Annotated in this window: 15 protein-coding genes; 10 read left to right on the top strand and 5 right to left on the bottom strand. The window is 72.6% G+C overall.

Annotated elements, in window-relative coordinates:
- The first annotated feature begins 1109 nt into the window (after positions 1-1109).
- From ABH941_RS25995 to ABH941_RS25980, 4 genes are read left to right on the top strand one after another with little or no spacing between them, the layout of a single operon-like run.
- Positions 1110-2291 (top strand): NAD(P) transhydrogenase subunit alpha, encoded by a 1182-nt coding sequence (locus tag ABH941_RS25995; RefSeq protein WP_370131920.1) that lies wholly within the window; start codon positions 1110-1112, stop codon positions 2289-2291.
- Entirely contained in the window at positions 2288-2599 is a 312-nt protein-coding gene (locus tag ABH941_RS25990) for an NAD(P) transhydrogenase subunit alpha (protein WP_370131919.1), read from the top strand. The genes ABH941_RS25995 and ABH941_RS25990 overlap by 4 nt, the downstream gene beginning before the upstream one ends.
- A complete protein-coding gene (locus tag ABH941_RS25985; RefSeq protein WP_370131918.1) occupies positions 2596-4008 on the top strand; it encodes an NAD(P)(+) transhydrogenase (Re/Si-specific) subunit beta in 1413 nt (470 codons plus the stop codon). The genes ABH941_RS25990 and ABH941_RS25985 overlap by 4 nt, the downstream gene beginning before the upstream one ends.
- Before the next feature lie 52 nt (positions 4009-4060).
- The gene (locus ABH941_RS25980; RefSeq protein ID WP_370131917.1) at positions 4061-4633 is read left to right on the top strand and encodes a hypothetical protein; all 573 of its coding nucleotides are present in this window, start codon (positions 4061-4063) and stop codon (positions 4631-4633) included.
- A gap of 3 nt (positions 4634-4636) precedes the next feature.
- On the opposite strand, the gene ABH941_RS25975 is transcribed toward ABH941_RS25980, so the two are convergent.
- Positions 4637-5047: a winged helix-turn-helix transcriptional regulator gene (locus tag ABH941_RS25975; RefSeq protein ID WP_370131915.1), complete on the bottom strand. Its 411-nt coding sequence runs from the start codon at positions 5045-5047 to the stop codon at positions 4637-4639.
- A gap of 108 nt (positions 5048-5155) precedes the next feature.
- Here ABH941_RS25975 and ABH941_RS25970 point away from each other — a divergent pair, with 108 nt between their 5' ends.
- Together ABH941_RS25970 and ABH941_RS25965 are read left to right on the top strand one after the other, a co-directional pair.
- Positions 5156-6013, top strand: coding sequence for an SDR family oxidoreductase (locus ABH941_RS25970; RefSeq protein ID WP_370132061.1), 858 nt, complete (start codon positions 5156-5158; stop codon positions 6011-6013).
- Positions 6014-6118: 105 nt separating this feature from the next.
- A complete protein-coding gene (locus ABH941_RS25965) occupies positions 6119-6688 on the top strand; it encodes a hypothetical protein (protein ID WP_370131914.1) in 570 nt (189 codons plus the stop codon).
- Here the strand turns inward: ABH941_RS25965 and ABH941_RS25960 are convergent.
- The 4 genes from ABH941_RS25960 to ABH941_RS25945 are packed head-to-tail and all read right to left on the bottom strand — an operon-like array spanning position 6666 to position 10229.
- The gene (locus ABH941_RS25960) at positions 6666-7247 is read right to left on the bottom strand and encodes a HutD family protein (protein ID WP_370131913.1); all 582 of its coding nucleotides are present in this window, start codon (positions 7245-7247) and stop codon (positions 6666-6668) included. The genes ABH941_RS25965 and ABH941_RS25960 overlap by 23 nt on opposite strands.
- 53 nt (positions 7248-7300) lie before the next feature.
- Positions 7301-8284 carry an ATP-dependent DNA ligase gene (locus ABH941_RS25955; RefSeq protein WP_370131912.1) on the bottom strand — a complete coding sequence of 328 codons (984 nt, stop codon included), beginning with the start codon at positions 8282-8284 and terminating at the stop codon, positions 7301-7303.
- Positions 8281-9174 carry a non-homologous end-joining DNA ligase gene (gene ligD / locus ABH941_RS25950; RefSeq protein ID WP_370131911.1) on the bottom strand — a complete coding sequence of 298 codons (894 nt, stop codon included), beginning with the start codon at positions 9172-9174 and terminating at the stop codon, positions 8281-8283. Before ligD ends, ABH941_RS25955 begins: the two co-directional genes overlap by 4 nt.
- A complete protein-coding gene (locus ABH941_RS25945; RefSeq protein ID WP_370131910.1) occupies positions 9174-10229 on the bottom strand; it encodes a PHP domain-containing protein in 1056 nt (351 codons plus the stop codon). Before ABH941_RS25945 ends, ligD begins: the two co-directional genes overlap by 1 nt.
- Positions 10230-10344: 115 nt before the next feature.
- On the opposite strand from ABH941_RS25945, the gene ABH941_RS25940 reads away from it, so the two are divergent.
- The 4 genes from ABH941_RS25940 to ABH941_RS25925 all read left to right on the top strand — a co-directional run bounded on the left by ABH941_RS25940 (position 10345) and on the right by ABH941_RS25925 (position 13936).
- Positions 10345-11211 (top strand): hypothetical protein, encoded by an 867-nt coding sequence (locus ABH941_RS25940; RefSeq protein ID WP_370131909.1) that lies wholly within the window; start codon positions 10345-10347, stop codon positions 11209-11211.
- 11 nt (positions 11212-11222) lie between these two features.
- Positions 11223-12218, top strand: a complete 996-nt coding sequence (locus tag ABH941_RS25935) for a Ku protein (protein WP_370131908.1) — start codon at positions 11223-11225, stop codon at positions 12216-12218.
- Between the two features lie 91 nt (positions 12219-12309).
- The gene (locus tag ABH941_RS25930; protein ID WP_370131907.1) at positions 12310-12738 is read left to right on the top strand and encodes an ATP-binding protein; all 429 of its coding nucleotides are present in this window, start codon (positions 12310-12312) and stop codon (positions 12736-12738) included.
- 82 nt (positions 12739-12820) lie between these two features.
- The gene (locus ABH941_RS25925; protein WP_370131906.1) at positions 12821-13936 is read left to right on the top strand and encodes a cellulase family glycosylhydrolase; all 1116 of its coding nucleotides are present in this window, start codon (positions 12821-12823) and stop codon (positions 13934-13936) included.
- Position 13937: the final 1 nt, after the last annotated feature.

The raw sequence follows: 13937 nt of genomic DNA, 5'->3' as shown, positions 1-13937 counted from the left end.
ACTGAGGGAGATCCAGGAGGCGGGGAAGGGCTTGCTTCCGTGGCAGTTGACATGCTCATGATAACCAAATCGCATACGAATTTATAAAGTCTTTGCCACTTCGACGCCGCGCCGCCCCCAGCCCTCGCGCCAGATCGCACACGGCTGGATGTTCGGACCCTTCCCCGGGTCGCCGGACGCGAACAGGCCGCAAGAATGCAGGAACATGACAATAGAACTGATCATTCCCCACCCCCCGGGTCGGCAGCCCTTCAACGACCGCAGGAAACAGTAGATAGCATCAGGAGGCCGTGTGGAGGACTGGTATTCAGAGTTTTACAAGCCAGCAATTGCGGCGACATTTCCAGGTAAGGGAGGGGGGCCGGGGCGGCGGGGAGGCGGGGCGACACCGCCGGTTGGCGGCAGCTGCAGGTGGCTTACATGGCGCCACCGTTGCCGCCCGCCCCCATCCGTGGCTTGTTGCTGTTGCTCGCTTCGCTCGCGGCGACAAGGACAGGGAGAGGTGCGGGCGGCCCGCCGTTGCCGGGCGGCGGGGCGGTTGGTGGCGGGGCCGAGCTGCAGAAACGTTCCCTCCATGGCTGGAGTGGTTTTCGGGTCACTGCCTATACATTCGGGTCACTCGTCCGACGGATCCCGCCCGCTATGTCCGGTTTTGGCGTCGAGGGAGTGACCCAAACGTATGGGCAGTGACCCGAAAAGCCCGGCCCGAGGGCAAACCCGGGTCACTTTCGGGACAAGGTGTCACTTGATCATGCCGTAATGCCCTATTTGCACCGATCCTGGCGTACCAAAAATGCCCCGGCGTACCAAAAGTGACCCCGGTTCGCCCGAACCCCGCCCGCAGAACCGTTTCTGCGCCCCCACCCACCACGCGGGCCCGGGAACGGCGCCCGGCCCCGACCTGGCTCCCCCGCTGCTGTTGGCCCGCGAGCGGAGCGAGCAACAGCAACAAGCCACGGACGGCGGAGGGCGGCAACGGTGGCGCCATGTAAGCCACCCACAGCTGCCGCCAACAACGGACCACGCCGGGCCCTTCTCTGACGGCCCGTTGGGTTGGAGATTGGAGGCAGGAGACAGCGCGCGCACGCTCCGGCGAAGGGACACCGAGGATGGGAAGCGTCACCGTCGGGGTGCTGCGGGAGCGGGCGGTTGGGGAGCGCAGGGTGGCCCTGGTGCCGGAGGCGGTCGGGCGGCTTGCTCCTGGCGGCGTGCGGGTGCTGGTCGAGCCGGGTGCGGGAGCGGGGGCCTGGTTCGCGGACGCCGAATACGTGGCTGCGGGGGCGGAGTTGGTGCCGGCCGGTGAACTGGTGCAGCGGGCGCAGGTCCTGCTGTGCGTGGGACCGCCGGATGCCAGGACCACGACCGCGCTGCGGCCCGGATCGCTGCTGATCGGTCTGCTCGATGTGCTCCGCACCCCCGTCGCGGCGGGGGTCTGGGCCGAGACGGGCGTCACCGCGCTGAGCCTGGACCTGTTGCCGCGCACGCTCAGCCGGGCTCAGCCGATGGACGCGCTGACCTCTCAGGCCAATATCGCCGGGTACAAGTCCGTGCTGGTGGCCGCCGATGCGTTCCGTCGCTTCTTCCCCATGCTGACCACCGCGGCCGGGACCTCGAAGCCGGCGACGGTTCTGGTCCTGGGCGCGGGCGTGGCCGGTCTGCAGGCCATCGCGACCGCCCGGCGCATGGGCGCCGTGGTCACCGGGTACGACGTGCGTCCGGAGTCCAGGGAGGAGGTGCTGTCGCTCGGGGCGCGGTTTCTGGAGACCCGCGCGTTCGCGACAACCCCCGGGCGCACCGGCGCCGACGGCTATGCGAGGCCGTTGGCCGAAGCTGAACAACTGGCCCAGCAGAGGGCTTTGGAGGAGGCCGTGGCCCGCGCCGATGTGGTGATCACCACCGCTCGGGTACCCGGAGGGCGTTCCCCGGTGCTGGTCACCGCCCGCGCCCTGGAGCGGATGCGGCCCGGTTCGGTGGTGGTCGATCTGGCGGCGAGCGAGTCCGGCGGGAACGTCGAACGGTCCGAGCCGGACGCGACCGTCGTCACGGCGCAGGGCGTCACCGTGATAGGAGCCGGACGGCTGCCCTCCGCCATGGCCACCGCCGCGTCAACGGCCTACGCCCGCAACACCGGTGCGCTGTTGACGCACCTGCTCCGGGACGGCATCCCGACCGTCGACCTCGCGGACGAGATCCAGGCCGCGGTCACGGTGACCCACTCCGGCTCCGTCGTCCATCCGGCCGTCGTCGCGCTGCTCGACGACGGCCGAGCCCGCTTGGGAGGCAACCGATGACTCTCGACCTGTCCACCGCCGTCACCGTGTTCGTCCTCGCCGTGCTCGTCGGCTTCGAGGTCATCAGCAAGGTCCCGGCGACCCTGCACACGCCGCTGATGTCGGGGGCCAACTCGATCCACGGCATCGTCGTGATCGGCGCGATGCTGATCGCCGCGCAGGCACACGGTCCCCTCGGCTACGTCCTGGTCTTCGTCGCGGCTGCCTTCGGCGCGATGAACGTGGTCGGCGGGTACGTCGTCACCGACCGCATGCTGCGGATGTTCCGCACCCGACCGGACGGCACGGGCAAGGACGGCCCCCGGTGAGCGCGGTGGAGACGGCCGTCCGGTACGTCCTGCTCGCTGCCGCGGCCTGCTTCGTCCTCGGTCTGCACCTGATGAACTCGCCCCGCTCGGCCCGGCGCGGGAACGCGCTCTCGGCCGGCGCCATGGCCGTGGCCGTCGTCGCCACCGCCGTGCTGCTGCTCGACCGGGGCTCCGTCACCGGCACCGGCTGGCTGGTGCTGATCCTGGGCGGGGCATTCGGTTCCGGTTGCGGGCTGTACGCGGCGCGGTCGGTCGAGATGACCGCCATGCCGCAGCTGGTGAGCCTGTTCAACGCGGTCGGCGGCGGGGCCGCGGTGCTGATCACGCTGCAGGACCTGCTGGGCAGCGCCCACCCGGCCGCGCTGGGGGCGCGGGTCACCGTCCCGGGCGCCCTGGATGTGGTGATCGGCAGCGTCACCTTCGCCGGCTCGCTGGTCGCCGCGGGCAAACTGCAGGGCACCGTGCCGGGACGGCCGTTGGTCTTCCCGGGGGCCCGGGCGGCCGCCGTGATCCTGCCGCTCTCCTTCGTGGCGGGAACGGTGTGGCTGGTCCTGACGCCGGCTCAGACAGCCGCACCCCTGGTACTGCTGGCGCTCGCCCTGCTCTTCGGCGTCGCCATGGTGCTGCCGATCGGCGGCGCGGACATGCCGGTGGTGATCTCGCTGCTCAATGCCTTCACCGGGACGGCGGTCGCCATGGCGGGTTTCGTCCTCGGCGAGCCGGCCCTCATCGTGGCCGGCGCGCTGGTCGGCGCGTCCGGGGCGATCCTCACCAAGCTGATGGCGGACGCCATGAACCGGTCCGTCGCCGCCGTCCTGATCGGCGGATTCGGCACGGACGGAGGCGAGTTCGCGATCGGTGCCGGCGGCGCGGCACCGGTGCGGCCGCTGTCCGCGGACGATGTGGCGATCCAGCTCGCCTACGCCCGCAAGGTGATCGTGGTCCCCGGCTACGGCCTGGCCGCGGCCCGGGCGCAGCACGAACTCGGCGACCTGGTCCAGCTGTTGGAGGCGCACGGGGTGGAGGTCAGCTACGCCGTCCATCCGGTGGCCGGACGGATGCCCGGCCATATGAACGTGCTGCTGGCGGAGGCGGACGTGCCCTATCCCCAGCTGAGGGAGATGGACGAGGTCAACCCCGAGTTCCCGCAGGCGGACGTCGCCCTGGTGGTGGGGGCCAACGACGTGACCAATCCGGCCGCCCGGCGCCCCGGCAACGCGGTCTCGGGCATGCCGATCCTGGATGTGGACCGGGCCAGGAGCGTCGTGGTCATCAAGCGGTCCATGGGGCACGGCTACGCGGGGATCGACAACGAGCTCTACACCGACTCGCGGACCGGGATGTTCTTCGCCGACGCCAAACAGGGGCTGATCGAGTTGAAGGCCGCCGTCCGAGCGTTCGTCGGCTGAGGCCGGGGGCCGAGCGATCGGCCGACTGCGCAGCGCATGCGATCCTGGTGCGGTGACGCAGGCGTTCGGAGTGCTGGAGTTCCAGTTGGTGCTGCTGCGGCGGATGGCCGACTTCCAGCCGGTGCTGGTGGAGCGGGCCCGCAGCGGGCTGGGCGTGTCGGTCGGCGAGATGCGCCAGGTCAACGCCGCCTGGCAGCGCTTCGTCCGGGCGAAGGGCGCACCGCGCGGGGTGGCCCGGCTGGTCGCGGTGCTCGGGCCGCAGCTGTCGGTCCACGAGCAGCAGACCGGCGACCTCATCTGCCGGCTGCACCACTGGCCCCTGCCGCTGTGGCCCGGGCTGCGCTTCGAGGCGGTCGCCGGTCCCGACGGCGGCGTCTGGCAGGAGTGGCTGGTCCGCTCCCCCGGCGAGGCACCGCCGCCGGCGCCGGCGAGCGGCGAGCTCGCGCCCTGGGAGTATGTGGTCGCCGATCTGGAGCGGCTGTTCCCCGAGGTCCGGCATCTGCCCGAGGACGCGCCCAGCCGCTGGACCAGCCAGTTCGCCGTCCCCGATGGAAAGGGCGGGACGATCCGTCGCCGGGCCCGCTTCGTCCACGGGCTGCTCCAGGAAGCCGCGCCGGTCGACTGACCGCTACGAGACCTGCCCGCCGGCCGCAGCCTCCCGGGCGGCCAGGACGTCCGGCACCCGGTGCTGGGCCCACGCGGCCAGCTGGACCACCAGCTCGGCGGCCTCGGCTCCGAGCGCGGTCAGGCTGTACTCCACATGCGGCGGGATCACCGGGAACGCCCGGCGCAGCACGAAGCCGTCCCGCTCCAGCGTCTGCAGGGTCTGCGCCAGCATCTTCTCGCTGACCCCGTCGACCCGGCGGCGCAGCTCGCTGAAGCGGTAGGTGCGCTCGCTGAGGGCCGCCAGCACCAGCACGCCCCAGCGGCTGGTGACATGCTCCAGCACTTCGCGCGACGGACACATCCGGCTGTAGACGTCCGCGCCCCGCTCGTCGAAGAGTTTCGAGAGCGTGTCTTCCTTGCTGCTTACCGACATAGCAGTACCTTACTTCAAAGTGGGTACTTTCAAAAGGTTAGCTTGCAGCCTAGGGTCGTTTTCGAACGGATCACCACACACCACCCCACCACCTCATCCTTGGGAGCAATCATGATCGTCGTCACCGGAGCCACCGGGCTGCTCGGCCGCCTCGTCGTCGAAGGGCTGCTGGAGCAGGTCCCGGCCGACCAGGTCGCGGTCCTGGTCCGCTCCCCCGAGAAGGCAGCCGACCTCGCCGCCCGCGGGGTCGAGGTGCGGACGGCCGACTACTCCCGGCCAGAGACGCTCGACGGGGCCTTCGCCGCGGGCGACAAGGTGCTGCTGATCTCCGGCAGCGAGATCGGGCAGCGGATCGAGCAGCACCAGGCCGTGGTCGACGCCGCCGTGAAGGCCGGGGTCGCCCTGCTCGCCTACACCAGCGTGCTCGGCGGCGACCTGGCCACCTTCCGGCTGGCCGGGGAGCACCAGGCCACCGAGGCCGCCATCCGCGCCTCGGGCCTGCCCTTCGTCCTGCTGCGCAACGGCTGGTACACCGAGAACTACACCGGCAACCTCGCCCAGGCGCTGGAGCACGGCGCCGTGCTCGCCAGCGCCGGCGAGGGCCGGGTCGCCTCCGCCACCCGCGCGGACTTCGCGGCGGCCGCCGTGGCCGTCCTCACCACCGAGGGCCACGAGAACCGGGCCTATGAGCTGAGCGGCGACACCGCCTGGAGCTTCGCCGAGTACGCCGCCGAGGTGGCGGCGCAGTCCGGCCGCCCGGTCGTCTACCGGGAGCTGACCCCGGAGCAGCACCTGCAGCTGCTGCTCGACGCGGGCCTGCCCGCGCCGCTCGCGGAGACCCTGGTCGACGTGGACGCCGGCATCTCCCGCGGCGAGCTGGCGGTCTCCACCGGCGACCTGTCCCGCCTGATCGGCCGCCCCACCACCCCGCTGGCCGACTCGGTCGGGGCCGCGCTGCCGAAGTGACGCCGGTTCGACACCGGGGTCGACACCGGGGTCGAGGCCGGGGGGCGACACCAGACACCAGGGGCCGCCGATAACTAAGGCAAGGCTGCCCTTATGATGGGCCCTATGGCGACCACCGCGACCCCGATCCAGCAGCCGCTCCGCAGCAGCGCGGAGCGGCTCGCCGACTCCCTCGTCCAGGCCGGCCTGGTGAGCGTCGGATGGTGCGCCGCGGTCGTCCTGGCCCACCGGGTGGAGCCGACCGCGGCCGTCCGTCAGCTGGCGCTCGGCATCCATCTGGCCGGCCTGGCCGTCGGATTCGGCGCCGTGCTGGCCGTCGACGCGGTCGCGCTGCGCGTCCTGCTCCGCCGGAGTTCCGGACTGGCCGGTGCGATCCGTTTCGCCGGGGCCGCCGAGGCGTGGATCTGGTCCGGTTTCGCCGCGCTGGCGGTGTCGGGCGTGTTCCTGCGCCCCCACTTCGGCTCCCCGTGGACCGTGCTGAGTCTGTTCGCGGTGCTGTTGGTCGGCCTCAACGGCGTCTACGCGCGGGATCTGCGCCGACTGCTGACGGCCCTGCCCGCGACGGCCACCGCCGGGGACGTCCCGCGCCGCCTCGCCCTGCGCGGCCTGGTCTCCGGAGCGGTCTCCCAGGCCGCCTGGTGGACCGCGATCGTCATCGGGCTGCTGGGTCGCTGACCGGCGCGAAGACCAGCACCGCCGCCGTGCCGCGCACGTCCAGGACGTGCGCGGCCGCGCCCGTGAGGCGGACCGCGTCCAGCGCTCCGAGCTCGGCGCCCTCCCCCTCCAGCCGCGCCGTGCCGTCGAGGACGACGGCGAGGGTGTCCGGCCCGCTCAACGCGGTCCGCCCAGGCCCGGCCACGATCTCCACCCGCGCCGAGGTCCGGTCCCGACGGGTCATCACATTGAAGTCCAGCAGCGGGCCTTCGAGCAGACGGCAGTCCGTTCCGGCGTCACCGGGGAAGGCGAACGGACGGTAGCGCTCGTCGATCCGGTGCTCGACGCCGTCGACGGTCAGCACCATGCCGGCGCCGCGGACCACGGTGATCACCCGGTCCACCCCGGGGAACACCGAGAACGGCCCGCCCTGCGCGACATCGGCCAGGCTGACCCGCCAGTGGAAGCCGCCCACCCCCGAGCCCTCCGGATGCGCCGCCACCTCCCGAGTGACCCCGCCGCCGTTCTTCCACGGCGAAGCCTCCCGCTCCGCCGCCCGCAGCACCGTCACACCAGCCATCGACCGCTCTCCTCGACCTCGCCCCGCTGCCCTGCCTGTCCGCGATCATCACCCTATTCGCCCGCGAGTCCGCGCAGTCCCTTCCAGGCCGGCTGCCGCAGGCTGCCGCCATCGGTGACCTCGGTGTACTGCACCTCGCCCCGGAGCAGCGGCCGGACCCAGTGGACGTCTGCCGGAGGGAGGGCCATCCGGGGCAGGTCCAAACCCGCTGTGAAGGGCGACTGCTCGGCCGCCGCCTCGGTGAGCAGCGGCAGCAGCAGCCGGCGCTGGGCGGCGGAGAGTCCGGAGCCGACGGAGCCGAGGTAGCGCAGGCCGTCCCGCTCCGGTGCGCCGACCAGCAGGGAGCGCGGTTCGCCGCGCTCGTCGGCCAGCCAGCCGCCGATCACCACGTCCGCCGTGGGCCGGAACTTCACCTTGATCCAGTCCTGGGACCGCCGGCCGGGCTGGTAGACCGATGCCAGGCGCTTCAGGATGACGCCCTCCATCCCCCGCTCCCGGGTCCACTCGATGCCGGACCGTACGTCGCCGATCCACGCGGGCGGCGCGGTGACCGACCCGTCCGCCGGCAGGTCCAGCCGGTCCAGCAGACGGCGCCGCTCCAGGTAGCTGCGGCCGGTCACCGCCGCACCGCGATGCCGCAGTACGTCGAAGGCCATCAGCGTCACCGGGGTCCGCAGCCGGGCGGCGTCGATCCGGTCCTGCTGACTCAGCGTCATCCGCTGCTGCAGCCGTCCGAAGGACGGGGTTCCGGTGGCCCGGTCCAGGGCCACCACCTCGCCGTCGAGAACCAGCGGACCCACGGCCGCGAGGCAGCCGAGCGACTGGAGTTCGGGGTAGCGCGCGGTGGCGTCGGCGCCGGACCGGGCGTAGGCCCGGACCGTACCCCGTGCGTCGACACTGACGATGACGCGCATGCCGTCCCACTTCACCTCGGCGGCCCAGCCGCCGGTGTCCGCGGGGACCGGCCCCTCACCGGCCAGCATCGGCGCGACCCAGGCCGCCGCCGCTGCCCCCGCCCGTGCCGCCGCCGCGCTCATCCGGGCAGCCGCCGGGCCGCCGAGGGGTCCAGCAGCGGCGCCTGGAGGTCGCCGAGCCGCCCGAGCCGGTCCGGGACCTCGTCCGCCGTGAACGACAGCTCCTCGGGGTCGCCGCAGTCCGCGATCTCCTCCCAGCTCACCGGCGTCGACACGGTCGGCTCGGCGAAGGCCCGCAGCGAGTAGGCGGCGACGGTGGTCTTCGCGGAGGCGTTCTGGGACCAGTCCAGCAGCACCCGGTCCCGCCGCAAATCCTTGCCCATCCGACTGACGATCAGCTGCGGGTACGCGGCCTTCAGCCGCTGGGCCAGCCGCTTGGCGTAGGCGTTCACCGCAACGGCGGGCGCGGGGATCAGCGGGACCGTCAGGTGCAGCCCCTTGGACCCGGAGGTCTTGGCCCAGGTGCCCAGTCCGTCCTCGGCGAGGACGGTCCGCACCGCCAGGGCGGCGGCGCAGCAGTGCAGCATGTCGGCGCCCTCGCCGGGGTCGAGGTCGACGATCAGCCGGTCGTGCAGCTCCGGGGCGTCCCGCCACTGCGGCACATGGAACTCGATGGTGTCCAGGTTGGCCGCCCAGATCAGCGTGGCCAGGTCGGCGACCACCACCTGGCGGGCCGGGCCGGTGCGGAGTTCGACCTCCAGCTCGGAGATCCAGCCCGGAGCCCCCGGCGGCACCCGTTTGGCCCAGAACCGCTCCCCCTCCACGCCGCCGGGACAGCGCACAAAACTGGCCGGACGCCCCTGGAGGTGCGGCAGCATCACCGGCGCCACCTGCTCGTAGTAGCTCAGCACGGCCGCCTTGGTGAAGCCGCTCGCGGGGTAGAGCGGCTTCTCCAGGTGGGACAGAGACAGCCTGCGGCCGTCCACCTGCACCACCGTGCGTTCCGTCGGCATCACGCCCCCCTGGTCCGGGCCGGCACGCGCCGGGTGCGGGTCCAGGTGAGCAGCTCGTGGGCGGTCCAGCTGGTGACGACCCGTTCGGCCGGGACGCCGGCCTCCTCGGCGCGGGCGCAGCCGTAGATCTGCCAGTCCAGCTGGCCCGGGGCGTGCGCGTCGCTGTCGATCGCGAAGAGCACTCCGGCGTCGAGGGCCTGCCGCAGCAGTCGTCGGGGCGGGTCCAGCCGGTCGGGGCGGCAGTTGATCTCAACCGCCGTCCCCCGTTCGGCGCAGGCCGCGAAGACCGCCTCGGCGTCGAAGTCCGATTCGGGCCGGCTTCTGGCGCCCACCAGCCGGCCGGTGCAGTGGCCCAGGATGTCCACCCGGGGGTCCGACACGGCCCTGATCAGCCGTCGGGTCATCGCCTCGCGGCCCATCCGCAGCTCGGAGTGGACCGAGGCGACCACCACGTCCAGCCGCTCCAGCAGGTCGTCCTCCTGGTCCAGCGCCCCGCCGGTGAGGATGTCGCACTCGATACCGGTCAGCAGCCGGAACGGGGCCGCCCTGCTGTTGAGCTGCGTCCTCTCGTTGAGCTGGGCAACGATGTCCAGCTGCTCCCGCAGCCGTTCCGCGCTGAGCCCTCGGGCGATCCGCAGGCGGGGCGAGTGGTCGGTGAGCACCGCCCAGCTGTGTCCGAGTCCGCGCGCCGCCCGGACCATCGCCTCGATCGGGCTGCCGCCGTCCGACCAGTCGGAGTGCAGATGGCAGTCCCCGCGCAGCGCGGCCCGCAGTTCCAGGCCGCCTTCGGTGAGCGCCGCCGAGGCGCGCTGCTCCAGGTCGGCGAGATAGTCCGGGGTGCGTCCTGCGGCGGCCTCGGCGATGACCCTGGCGGTCGTCGGGCCGATGCCCTCCAGCTCGGTGAGCCGCCCGCTCACCGCCCGCTGCAGTACCTCCAGCTGCGACATCCCGGACACCAGCTGGGCCGCGTGACGGAACGCCTGCACCGGGTAGGTGGGCGCCTGCTCGCGCTCCAGCAGGAACGCGATCCGTTCCAGGGCTTCCCTCGGTTCCATGCCGGGCGTATCCCCGGCTCCCGGCTCGTTCAACCGATTCCGTCATAAAGGGACAAAATGGTCAGACGACCATGAGGCGGCAATGCGGCGGCGATGGGCTGAAGGAGGTACCGGCGTGGACTTCGACGAGGTCGCCGACCAGCTCTACGCCCTGCCCCCGCCGCAGTTCACCGCGGCCCGCGACACCGCCGCGGCGCAGGCCGACGCCGCTGCGGCCGAGCGGATCCGCAGCCTGCGCCGTCCCACCCTCGGTGCCTGGCTGGCGAATCTGCTGGTACGCGAGCACCGCACCGAGTCACAGGCGCTGCTGGAACTCGGCGCCGATCTGCGGGCCGCCCAGGACGGGCTCGCGGGCGAGCGGCTGCGCGAACTCACCGCCGGTCGCCGCGCCGTGGTCGGCGCGCTGGTCCAGCAGGCCAAAGCGGCGGCCGTACGGGCCGGACTCCCGGTCGGCGAGGGCCCGCTGGCGGATCTGGAGCAGACCCTCACCACCGTGCTGGCCGACCGACAGGCCGCCGAGGCCTTCGCGGCCGGCCGGCTGACCAAGCCGCTGACCGTGCACACCACTGCGGACCTCGCACCGCCGCACGGCGGCCTCAAGGCCGGCACCAACACCGGCACCGATCCGGATGTGCTGGCCCGGGCCCGCCAGAACCTCAAGGAGGCCGAACGGCAGGCCGCCGCAGCGGCCACGGCTGCCGCCTCGGCCCGCCGCGCGCTGGACCGCGCCTCCACCCGTCACCAGCGCGCCCGCGGCACCGCGGAGCAGCTCTCGGCCCGCCTGGACCAGGCCCGCGCGGACGAGCGCACGGCAGCGGAGGAGGAACGCACACTGCTGGCCCGGGTGGAGACCACCGACCGCGACGCCCGCAGAGCCGCGGGCCGCGCCAGGGACGCCGGCGTCCGCGTGCGGCATCTCGACAACCGGCGTATGAGGGATGCAAAGGAACAGACCCGCGAAGACCGACCCACGAGGACCTGAGGAGCAGAGCGATGGCGCGAGCGACCTGGACCGGGGCGCTGACATTCGGCCTGGTCACCGTCCCGGTGTCGATGTTCTCGGCGACGGAGGACCACACCACGCGGTTCCGCCAGATCCAGCGCGGCACCGCCGACCGGGTCAGGATCCGGCGCACCAACGAGCGCACCGGCGACGAGGTCGCCTTCACCGAGATCGTCAAGGGCTACGACCTCGGCGACGACCAGTACGTGGTCATCGAGCCCAGCGAGCTGGACGAGATCGCCCCGGGACGCTCGCGGCTGATCGAGGTCTCCGGCTTTGTCGACCTGGCGGCCGTCGACCCGGTCTACTTCGTCTCCGGCTACTTCCTGGCGCCGCGCGGGGAGGAGTTCACCCAGGTCTACTCGCTGCTGGTGGAGGCCCTGGAGGAGTCCGGCCGGGCGGCCGTCGCGACCATGGTGATGCGCGGCAGGCAGTACCTCACCGCCATCCGCGCCACCGGCGACGTGCTCGAACTGCACACCCTGCACTGGGCCGACGAGGTCCGCGACCCGGCCGAGGAACTGCCCAGCCCGCCGGTGCGCACCCGGGTCTCGGCCGAACAGCTGAGCGCCGCAAAGCAGTTGATCGAGGCCATGAGTGTGGAGTGGAGCCCGACGGACTACCGCGACGACTACGAGGACCGGGTGCGCGAGCTGATCGACGCCAAACGCGCCGGCCAGGAGATCGTCACCGCCGAGGCCGCCCCCGAGGCCACCAATGTCATCGACCTGATGGAGGCGCTGCGGCGCAGCCTGGACCGGTCCGGCGCCACGCCGCCCCGACGGTCGAAGTCCACCACGACCAAGCCCAAGGCAGGCTCCAGGGCCGGCACGGAGGACGACCTGGGCGCGCTGAGCAAGGCCGAGCTCTACCAGCGGGCCACCGGGCTCGCGGTGCCGGGGCGCTCGAAGATGACCCGCGCCCAACTGGAGCGGGCCATCGCCAAGGCCGCAGCGCCGTCGAAGCGGCCGCACGCGGTGGCCTGACCCGGTCGCGCGATGGGACCGGATTGGGACCGCCCGCTGCGGGGAGGAGACTTCCCGGACCGCGCACGCACGGCACGCGGAAGGACACACGGTGGAGTTCCATCTGCTGACCGGGGGCGTGGACGCGCCACAGCTGCGCCTCGACCTGGACGGCGGCAGCGGGACGGCGGCGAGGGCCAGGGAGGCCGTCGCCGGCTTCCTCACCGCCCTGGCCCGGACCTGCCGTCCGAGCCGCCGGGGCGCTCCCGGGGACATCCTGATCGTGGTCTCGGAACTCGTCACCAACGCGGTGCGCCACGCCCCCGGCGCGCTGACCGTCAGCCTGGCCCATCTGCCCGGCGAGGTACGGATAACGGTGCGTGACAGCAGCCCCGCCGCGCCCCGGGCCCGCCCGCCCGACCTGAGAGCCGGCACCGGCGGCTTCGGCTGGCCCACCGTCCAGCGCCTCGCCCGGGAGGTCCGGGTGGTCCCCCGCCAGGGCGGCAAGGAGATCCACGCCTTCGTGCCCTGGGACCGGTGAATCCGACGAGTAGGGTAGGGCGCGCAACAGAACATCCACTCAAGGAACTCACCTGGCCACCAGCCCCAGCCGGCTACGTCGGTTGACCCTCCTGCTGGCACTGGTGGCGTGTGCTGCCTTGGTGCTGCTGTCCCCGCCCTCGACGACACCGGCCTCCACACGACCGCCCTCGCCGTCCCTGCGCCTGGGCATCGCCTACGGCGACACCCTCGTTCGGATGTCCCATGCGGATCTGGCCGCATCGCTCGATGACGCGGTCGCGGTGGGCGCTCGGTGGGTGCGGGCGGACCTGTCGTGGGACGACATCCAGAGTGACGCACCGAACAGGTACGACTGGCAGCTGTTCGACCGGGTCGTCGACGCCGCCGCCGCACGTGACCTCTCCGTCCTGCCGGTGCTCGCCTACACGCCGACATGGGCACGGTCCCCGGGCTGCACGAGCGACAAGTGCCGGCCCGCCGACCCGGCAGCGTTCGCCGCGTTCGCCGCCGCTGCGGCACAGCGGTACGCGCCGCGCGGTGTTCACACCTGGGAGGTCTGGAACGAGCCCAACCTCAGCGGCTTCTGGCAGCCCGCGCCCGACCCGGCTGCGTACACGACGCTGCTGCGGGCGACGAGCCGGGCGCTTCGGAGTGCGGATCCGTCGGCGTACGTGATCCTCGGCGGCCTCGCTGCGACGCGTACCGGCGGCGGGGCGATCTCGCAGACGGAATTCCTGGCTGCCGTGTCGGCGCTCGGTGGGAACCGGCTCGTCGACGCCGTCGGTTACCACCCGTACACCTACCCGTACCTCGCCGGCGCCGCGACGTCGTGGGGAACCGCATGGGAGAGGATCGACCGTACCCGGACCAGCTTGCGCAGCGTGCTGTCGGCGAACGGCACCCCCGATCTGCCGGTGTGGGTCACCGAGACCGGGGCGCCGACCGGCGGCCCCGGCGAACCGTCCGACGGGCGGCCCTCGACGATCGGGCCGACGACGACGCATGTGACCGAGGCCCGGCAGGCCGCGATCGCGGCGGACGCGGTGCGGACGGCGGCTGCCGACCCGGGCGTGGGCGCACTCTTCTGGTACTCCGACCGCGATCTGGGAACGGACCCGTCGTCGAACGAGAACTTCTACGGCCTGCGCCGCGCCGACGGAAGCGCCAAGCCCGCCTTCGGCGCCCTGCGCGGCGCCGTTGCCGCGCTCGGCGGCTGAC

Origin of the sequence: Streptacidiphilus sp. EB103A, from assembly GCF_041261405.1 — a bacterium.
Taxonomy (GTDB): domain Bacteria; phylum Actinomycetota; class Actinomycetes; order Streptomycetales; family Streptomycetaceae; genus Streptacidiphilus.
The sequence above is the reverse complement of the archived record's forward strand: the minus strand, read 5'-3'. Positions and strand labels throughout refer to the sequence as shown.

Bases quoted from the DNA above. Each gene is read 5' to 3' on its own strand.
- ABH941_RS25945 (WP_370131910.1), bottom strand. From the start codon at position 10,229: ATGGAACCGAGGGAAGCCCTGGAACGGATCGCGTTCCTGCTGGAGCGC.
- ABH941_RS25960 (WP_370131913.1), bottom strand. From the start codon at position 7,247: ATGGCTGGTGTGACGGTGCTGCGGGCGGCGGAGCGGGAGGCTTCGCCG.
- ABH941_RS25955 (WP_370131912.1), bottom strand. From the start codon at position 8,284: ATGAGCGCGGCGGCGGCACGGGCGGGGGCAGCGGCGGCGGCCTGGGTC.
- ABH941_RS25990 (WP_370131919.1), top strand. From the start codon at position 2,288: ATGACTCTCGACCTGTCCACCGCCGTCACCGTGTTCGTCCTCGCCGTG.
- ABH941_RS25935 (WP_370131908.1), top strand. From the start codon at position 11,223: ATGGCGCGAGCGACCTGGACCGGGGCGCTGACATTCGGCCTGGTCACC.
- ABH941_RS25975 (WP_370131915.1), bottom strand. From the start codon at position 5,047: ATGTCGGTAAGCAGCAAGGAAGACACGCTCTCGAAACTCTTCGACGAG.
- ABH941_RS25965 (WP_370131914.1), top strand. From the start codon at position 6,119: ATGGCGACCACCGCGACCCCGATCCAGCAGCCGCTCCGCAGCAGCGCG.
- ligD (WP_370131911.1), bottom strand. From the start codon at position 9,174: ATGCCGACGGAACGCACGGTGGTGCAGGTGGACGGCCGCAGGCTGTCT.
- ABH941_RS25995 (WP_370131920.1), top strand. From the start codon at position 1,110: ATGGGAAGCGTCACCGTCGGGGTGCTGCGGGAGCGGGCGGTTGGGGAG.